This window comes from Microcoleus sp. MON1_C1, assembly GCF_036701945.1.
In the GTDB taxonomy this organism is placed as follows: Bacteria; Cyanobacteriota; Cyanobacteriia; order Cyanobacteriales; family Microcoleaceae; genus Microcoleus.
The window spans coordinates 92,698-99,566 of sequence record NZ_JAUBRO010000028.1 but is presented as its reverse complement, the minus strand read 5'-3'; the positions used below and the strand labels follow the sequence as shown (position 1 = coordinate 99,566).

4 protein-coding genes and 1 tRNA gene are annotated in these 6,869 nt (G+C 45.5%); all 5 read left to right on the top strand.

Features of this window, described 5'->3' with window-relative positions; all coding sequences use genetic code 11:
• Nucleotides 1–403: 403 nt before the first annotated feature.
• The 5 genes from QUA62_RS17375 (at nucleotide 404) to dpdE (ending at nucleotide 6,835) form a co-directional block, all read left to right on the top strand.
• The gene (locus QUA62_RS17375) at nucleotides 404–631 is read left to right on the top strand and encodes a hypothetical protein (RefSeq protein WP_333405658.1); all 228 of its coding nucleotides are present in this window, start codon (nucleotides 404–406) and stop codon (nucleotides 629–631) included.
• Nucleotides 632–831: 200 nt separating this feature from the next.
• Nucleotides 832–903 (top strand) — tRNA-Gly (locus QUA62_RS17370).
• Between the two features lie 536 nt (nucleotides 904–1,439).
• Nucleotides 1,440–2,387 (top strand): oxygen-dependent tRNA uridine(34) hydroxylase TrhO, encoded by a 948-nt coding sequence (trhO, locus tag QUA62_RS17365; protein WP_333405657.1) that lies wholly within the window; start codon nucleotides 1,440–1,442, stop codon nucleotides 2,385–2,387.
• 258 nt (nucleotides 2,388–2,645) lie between these two features.
• Entirely contained in the window at nucleotides 2,646–3,302 is a 657-nt protein-coding gene (locus QUA62_RS17360; RefSeq protein WP_333405656.1) for a glutathione S-transferase, read from the top strand.
• A 197-nt stretch (nucleotides 3,303–3,499) separates the two neighbouring features.
• Nucleotides 3,500–6,835 (top strand): protein DpdE, encoded by a 3,336-nt coding sequence (dpdE, locus tag QUA62_RS17355; RefSeq protein ID WP_333405655.1) that lies wholly within the window; start codon nucleotides 3,500–3,502, stop codon nucleotides 6,833–6,835.
• Nucleotides 6,836–6,869: the final 34 nt, after the last annotated feature.

Genomic DNA, 6,869 nt, shown 5'->3' with positions numbered 1-6,869 from the left:
CGAAACATCTTCTCTTCATCCCTTGGGCTTGTCTTGGCAACTAGAATAACTGCTCCCCCTACTTATTGAGCCGATACATTTTCTAAGTGTCTCATCACGAATTGTTGAGGCATTTTTACCTTGTTAGTAATTTCCAGGGTATCGTCGATCGGTCGTTGCCAATATTGCTCAAATTCACCAAATACTTCCTGAACTTCTTCTGGTGTTGAAGTTTGAGGCTGTTAATTGGCAGACATAATCTAATAACGGAATTTTTGTTAATCTTCCCAAAATCCCACACTCTTTGCTAAAATTTTAAATCAAAGTAACAAAAATATATTTTAATTGGCTTCGGGAAATTAGGGAAATCCCAGCAGCACTGCAAAGTTCTGATTCTCCAGACAGGCTGCGGGGGGTAACGGCTGTGAGAAAGGGCGATTCTGCGGTGGCGCTACCGATGTTGCTGAGGAAAGTGGACGATAGCGAGTTTATGGTGCGATCGTTCGTGGCGATGGGATGGCGGCACAGTCAAACTGCGGACTCAATAGCTGCGCTGTTAAAAATGATGCAGTGCGATCGCGCGATCGGAATGTGCGATCCGAAGCCGCTAACTCTTTGTCAAGGTTCGGAACCGAGGCGATTGCTGATTTAGTGGCAGCTTTTGGCCGCGATGACAATGGACTCGTCTGCCGCAGTATCATGGCTCGGCTGTGCGATCGGCGATCGGCCAAAATTGATTGTCAAAATGCTATACTCAAAATCAGAAAATAGTTGTACAATGTTTTTCTAGTAGTTTTTTACCGCTGCGCCTCCACAGTCAAAGAAGGTGAAAGCAAGTAAAAAACCCTAAGCGCGGGCGTAATTCAGTGGTAGAATGTCAGCTTCCCATGCTGAACGTCGTGGGTTCGAGTCCCACCGTCCGCTTGCGAAAAAACTATTTAAAACTCTTGAGGAATCAAGGGTTTTGGCGTTTCTAGGGCTTGACCTCTGTGGTTGCACACGATGTTGTTGGAGACAAATACAGGGTTTTTGAGGGCTGTTTGGAGACAATTTGGAGACAATTTGGAGACAATTTGGAGTGTATCTAAATATGGCTTTGGTTAAGCACCTAGCTCTGCCAATACGTCCAGCACAGTTTCCATATCCGCCAAATCAGCCCTCGACTTTTTGCCTGGTGCTTTCAACCCACATTCCGCACCTCTACTAGACGTATGGGTCATGGTAAAATTTCAAAAGCGACAGGACAACGTTAGCACTTTGGAGACAATTTGGAGACAATTTGGAGAGTACACGGGATACAAAAATCAGCTCGGAGGATGTAACCCTTTGCCAGTATCGGGTTCCATGAGTGATGCTTACCTATTCCGCTGAACCTCGTGGGTTCGAGTCCCACCGTCCGCTTTGACTGAATTTTCATATAATTTAATTATGAAAATTAATTACTCTTATCCATTCGATATATGGCTTATTTCTTAACTGCTGCTTTATATAAGTTCGTTGAACTACCGGATTTGGCTGAGCTGAAAGCACCGCTACTCGATTGTTGCAACAACAACAACGTCAAAGGCACTATCTTGCTGGCCCAAGAAGGCATCAATGGCACGATTGCCGGCCCGTCCGAGGGCGTACACGCAGTGCTGGCATTCTTGCGTAGTGACCCGCGTTTTGCGGATCTCGTGCACAAGGAATCTTTCTCGGAAAAAGCACCTTTTTACCGCCTGAAAATACGCTTGAAGCGCGAAATCGTCACGATGGGAGTACCGGACATTAATCCCCGCCTCATGGCTGGCAAATATGTTAAGCCGGAGGAGTGGAATAAGCTGCTTGACGATCCCGATGTTGTCGTGGTTGATGTGCGTAACGACTTCGAGGTATCTCTGGGTACTTTTGAAGGCGCTATTAATCCAAAAACAAAAAGCTTTTCTGAGTTACCTGAATGGGTGCGGCGGGAAACTGCTTTACGCAATAAACCCAAGGTGGCAATGTTTTGCACGGGTGGTATTCGCTGCGAAAAATCTACTGCTTTTTTGCGTACTCAAGGTTTTGAGGAAGTCTATCATCTCGAAGGCGGAATTTTAAAATATTTGGAAACGGTGCCCGAAGCAGAAAGTCGTTGGGAAGGTGAATGTTTTGTCTTTGATGAACGGGTTTCTGTTGGTCAGGGGTTAAAGCCGGGAAACTATGAACTTTGTCGCGGTTGTCGTCACCCGATTAGTCAGGAAGATAAGGCTTCGGAATTATTTGTACTGGGTGTGAGTTGTCCTCATTGTCATGACTCCAAAACTGAAACCAAAAAACAAGCCTTATCTGAACGTCAACGTCAGATTGAGCTTGCTAAGCGTCGCAACCAAGTACATATAGGCGCGCGCTACGATGCGAAGGAAAAAGTAGATGGTGCGATCGACTAATATTATTATTCACTAAGCTTAAAGAAACCCCGTTTCTACGAAAAATCTTGTTTAGCGACGAGAAATCTACGAATAAACGGGGTTTCTGACCCGAAAAGCCCGATCGCGCGATCGACTAATTATATCGTTTCCGGTTGCATCGGAATAATAAAATCGAGTCAACAGTTAACACTCAACTATTCAGTTTTTCGACCCGCCCGTCAACAGTCAACAGTCAACAGTCAACAATAATTCCGGTGCAACCGGAATTGAGATAATATGTCAGCAAAATACCCGATTTTGTATTCTTTTCGCCGCTGTCCCTATGCTATGCGCGCGCGCTTGGCCTTAACGGTTAGCAATCGGGTGTGTGAGTTGCGGGAAGTTGTTTTGCGAGACAAACCACCAGAGATGTTGGAGGTATCTGCCAAAGGTACAGTACCAATATTAATTGATGTTGACGGGCGGGTACTCGATCAAAGTATCGATATCATGTTGTGGGCATTGAGACAACACGATCCTGAAAAATGGTTGATGCCACAGCAAGGTTCGGTTACAGAAATGCTGGAACTAATCGCTCTATTTGATGATAGATTTAAATATCATCTTGACCGTTATAAGTACCCCGATCGCTATCCCGGTGTTGATGCCCAAGTACATCGTTATGAAGGTTCTTTATTCCTGGACAAACTCAATGCACAGTTAAGCGCCACTAAATATTTATTTGGTAATAATGTAGCATTGGCTGATATGGCGATCGCACCTTTTGTCCGTCAATTCGCTCATACCGATCTAAATTGGTTCAACGAACAGCCTTGGCCTCCGCTACAAGCTTGGCTAGCAGCGTTCACAGACTCGGAAATTTATACCAGTGTTATGCAGAAATACCCGAAATGGGAATCCGGTAATCCAGGGGTTATTTTTCCTTCCGCGTAATTACTTATTCTTATTCCCTGCTAGCATATTTATTCAATTCCCAAAATGTTATTTACCATGCTAAACTTATTGTTTTGAGAATACCAGATTGAGTGTCATTTGACTCGAAAAGTGACGCAGGCAAAAATCGCATTTTGCTAATTTTTTTAACGTGAAAGAATTTGCTGTATTCTAGTAAGTATTATCAGGCTAAAACTATGATTGATGTTGGTTCGTTAGTTCGATCGCCCAGAAACGATTTGGGAGTCGGAAAAGTTGTCGAGGTATCGCGTACCGATGCCGTAGTTGAATATTTTTGCTCAGTTAAAAACCGCATCCGCAAAACTGTGCCTTTGGGCTTGCTGCAAGAAGCGAGACTTCAGCGCCAAACCCGCTGCTACCTCTGGAGTACCACTCAGGAAAGATGGATAATTGGGCGAGTTTATGACTGGGATGAAGATAAATTAGAATACGAAATTGACCTGCCCGACAGCCAAAGTTTGCAAGCTGTCGAAAGCGAACTTTACGTTCGCTGCAATATCCCGATCGCCGATCCGATCGACATTTTAGCAGTCAAAGGCCAAGAAACGCCGTATTTTCACGATCGCCGATTGGCATTCGTTCAATCTGCGATCGAACAGCGGGCCGTCAGCCGCGGCATGACGGGTTTAATTTCTGCTAACATAGACCTCTATCCGCACCAAGTAGAAGTCGTCCGGCGCGTCCTAGAAGACCCAATCGTGCGCTATTTATTGGCAGACGAACCAGGACTGGGGAAAACTGTAGAAGCTGGCACAATTCTCCGCCAATTTCTGCTAGATGAACCTCAAGGACGCGCTGTGGTGCTGGTTCCCAAATACTTGCTCGAACAGTGGCGGCAGGAGTTAGAAAATAAATTCTATTTGTCTCATTTTGCTGACCGAGTGCAGCTTGTTGCTGTTAGCGAAATCAATCAAATTAGCCGCAACGCCAACCTAGATTTTCTGATTATTGATGAAGCGCATGATATGGCTGCAATGGCACATTCGAGCGATCGCGCTCAGCAGCAGTCCTTTGAACTTTGTCAGAAACTAGCTCACAAAAGCAAAAATGTATTGTTATTATCTGCAACGCCAGTTCTCGGCCGCGAGCAAGATTTTCTAACGATGCTGCACTTGCTAGATCCCACAACTTACCGTCTTGATGACCTGGAAAGCTTCAAAGAACAGGTGCAAAACCGTCAAGAAATCGGTCGCGCTTTGCTGGATTTCCGAGAAAATGCCAAGCCTGCTGTTTTGCAAGCAAAACTAGCTCAACTCCGCACTATTTTTGCCAAAGATGATTATTTAATCGGATTAGCAACCGAGTTAGAAAGTTGTTTGAAAACTAAAGAAACCGCAGAACAGGCTCGGCTTGTCCGAACTATTCGCACTCACGTTAGCGATACCTACCGCCTGCACCGCCGCATCCTTCGCAACCGCCGCGATGCGGTTGAGGATGTGATTTTCGATCGAGATGCTGTCCCCAAAACTGAGTACGATCTGAATGATGAACAGTGGTCGGAAATTCAAACCGTACTCGATAAGTGGCGCACAGTCGCTCCCAAGTCGAGCGAATATCAGAGAATTTTTCTGCTGTTTTTCCGCGCTTCCGGTACTTGGCTGAATGTTTTAGAACGGGTTGTCAAAGCTCGTTTGCAGAAAAAATCGACTCCAGAACTCGATCGCGAATTTGGACAAAATGACACGGCAATTTTGACCAAAACTGCGCTGTTTCCCGAAGAAAGGGAAATGCTGGAAACCTTGCTCAACACCCTGGAAAAGCCCCAGGAAGGACTCGATCGACTGAGTTTGTTACGAATCGCGATTCTCCGATTTCTCGCAGTTGCTTTGAAGGTTCCGCGCGAGTATCACAGCAAACCTCGCGATTTGCTGTCGAGAATCCAACAGCAAATTAAACGACCGATTCCGGGCGAGCGTTTCCCGAAAATTGTGATTTTTACCAGTTTTACGGCAACTTGTAAAGAGATTGCGGAAAATTTAGCTAAAATCTTTGGTAAAAATGCGATCGCCAGCCATGAAACGGGCAAATCGGCTGAGGATGTTGAGGCTAGTCTCAAGCGGTTTAAGACTGAACCGCATTGTTTTATCTTAGTGTGCGATCGATCGGCCGAAGTAGGGGTAAATCTACAAGTGACAGATTGGTTAGTTCACTTCGATTTGCCGTGGTTTCCCAACCAGTTAGAACAAAGACTCGGCAGAGTCGATCGCATTGGCAGCAAAATGGGAGTGCAATTTTGTTTGTTTGCAGGCCCGGATTTGCCGGAGAGTCCCCACGAAGCTTGGTTTCAAGTTTTAAAAGATGGGTTTGATATCTTCAACAAATCTATTGCCAGCCTTCAGTTTTATGCTGAGGAAAAACTCCTCAAACTTGAAGAAAAGTTGTTTGCTGAGGGAGGGAAAGGCTTATCCAGCGAAATTGAATCGATTAAAACAGAAATCGAACAAGAGAAAATCAAAATAGACGAACAGTACGTTCTCGATGAAATTGATACTCTTGATGACAGCGCATCTCAGTATTTTGAAGCTCTGGACAACTGCGATGCTAAGCATAAAGAAATGCAGCGCGCTACTGAAGGTTGGCTGTGTCAAGCTCTTCACTTCAAACAAATCGAACATCCGAGTGTATCGGGGTTGCTGCGCTATCAACCTACTCAAAAAACGTTGATTCCGTCCAACGATTTGAGAACCCGATTGATTCCTTATTGCCAGCAATATGGTAGTTACAATCGCCGGATTGCTTATCAGAATGCGGATGTCGCTCTTTACCGAATTGGTGAGGGATTGATCGATGCACTTGGCTCTTATATTCGCTGGGACGATCGCGGTCAAGCTTTTGCCATGTGGCGGCATGATGAAAGTTGGGATGCTGCGCCTGGGAAGGAGTGGTTCGGATTTCAGTTTAATTATTCAATCCAGACTGATGTGCAGCCGGCCGAGCAAGTTTTGCAAGCACAAAACATCGAAAATTACAACTTGAAAGCTTTGCAGCGCCGCGCTGATGCTCTGTTTCTCCCAACTTTTGAAACTGTGTTTGTAGATGCTCGCAGCGAAGAAATGTCTCTGGTGGAGGATGCGGAACTTCTGGCGATTTTGCAGCGGGCTTATAAGGGGAAAGGCGGGCCGAATCGGGATTACAATTTGTCTAAAAATCGCACATCGCTGATTGACAGTTTTGTCGATCCGCTAGAATGGGATGATTTTTGTCAAAAGGGGCGGGTGGTATCGGAGGAATTGCTGCGCGGGCGATCGGCTTTTGTGGAAATGTGCGATCGATCTGCTGTCACTGCTGCTATCCAACTCGAAAACCGCGTGAATCAATTGCAGTTGCGATTGAATCGACTTTCTAAATCCGAACAACTTTTAGAATCGGTTTTGGCTGATGAAATCAATACCGAAAGTTTGTTGAGTCAAGCGGTTTTAGCTGGTATTCGCCGCCCAAACCTGACTCTCGAATCTGTGGGATTTATTGTGATTTCTGGGCGTCCTCCTGTAAAGTCGGAGGATGAAGGATAATTTGTTTGGGAGGGCGATCGCTCTTTTTGACCCG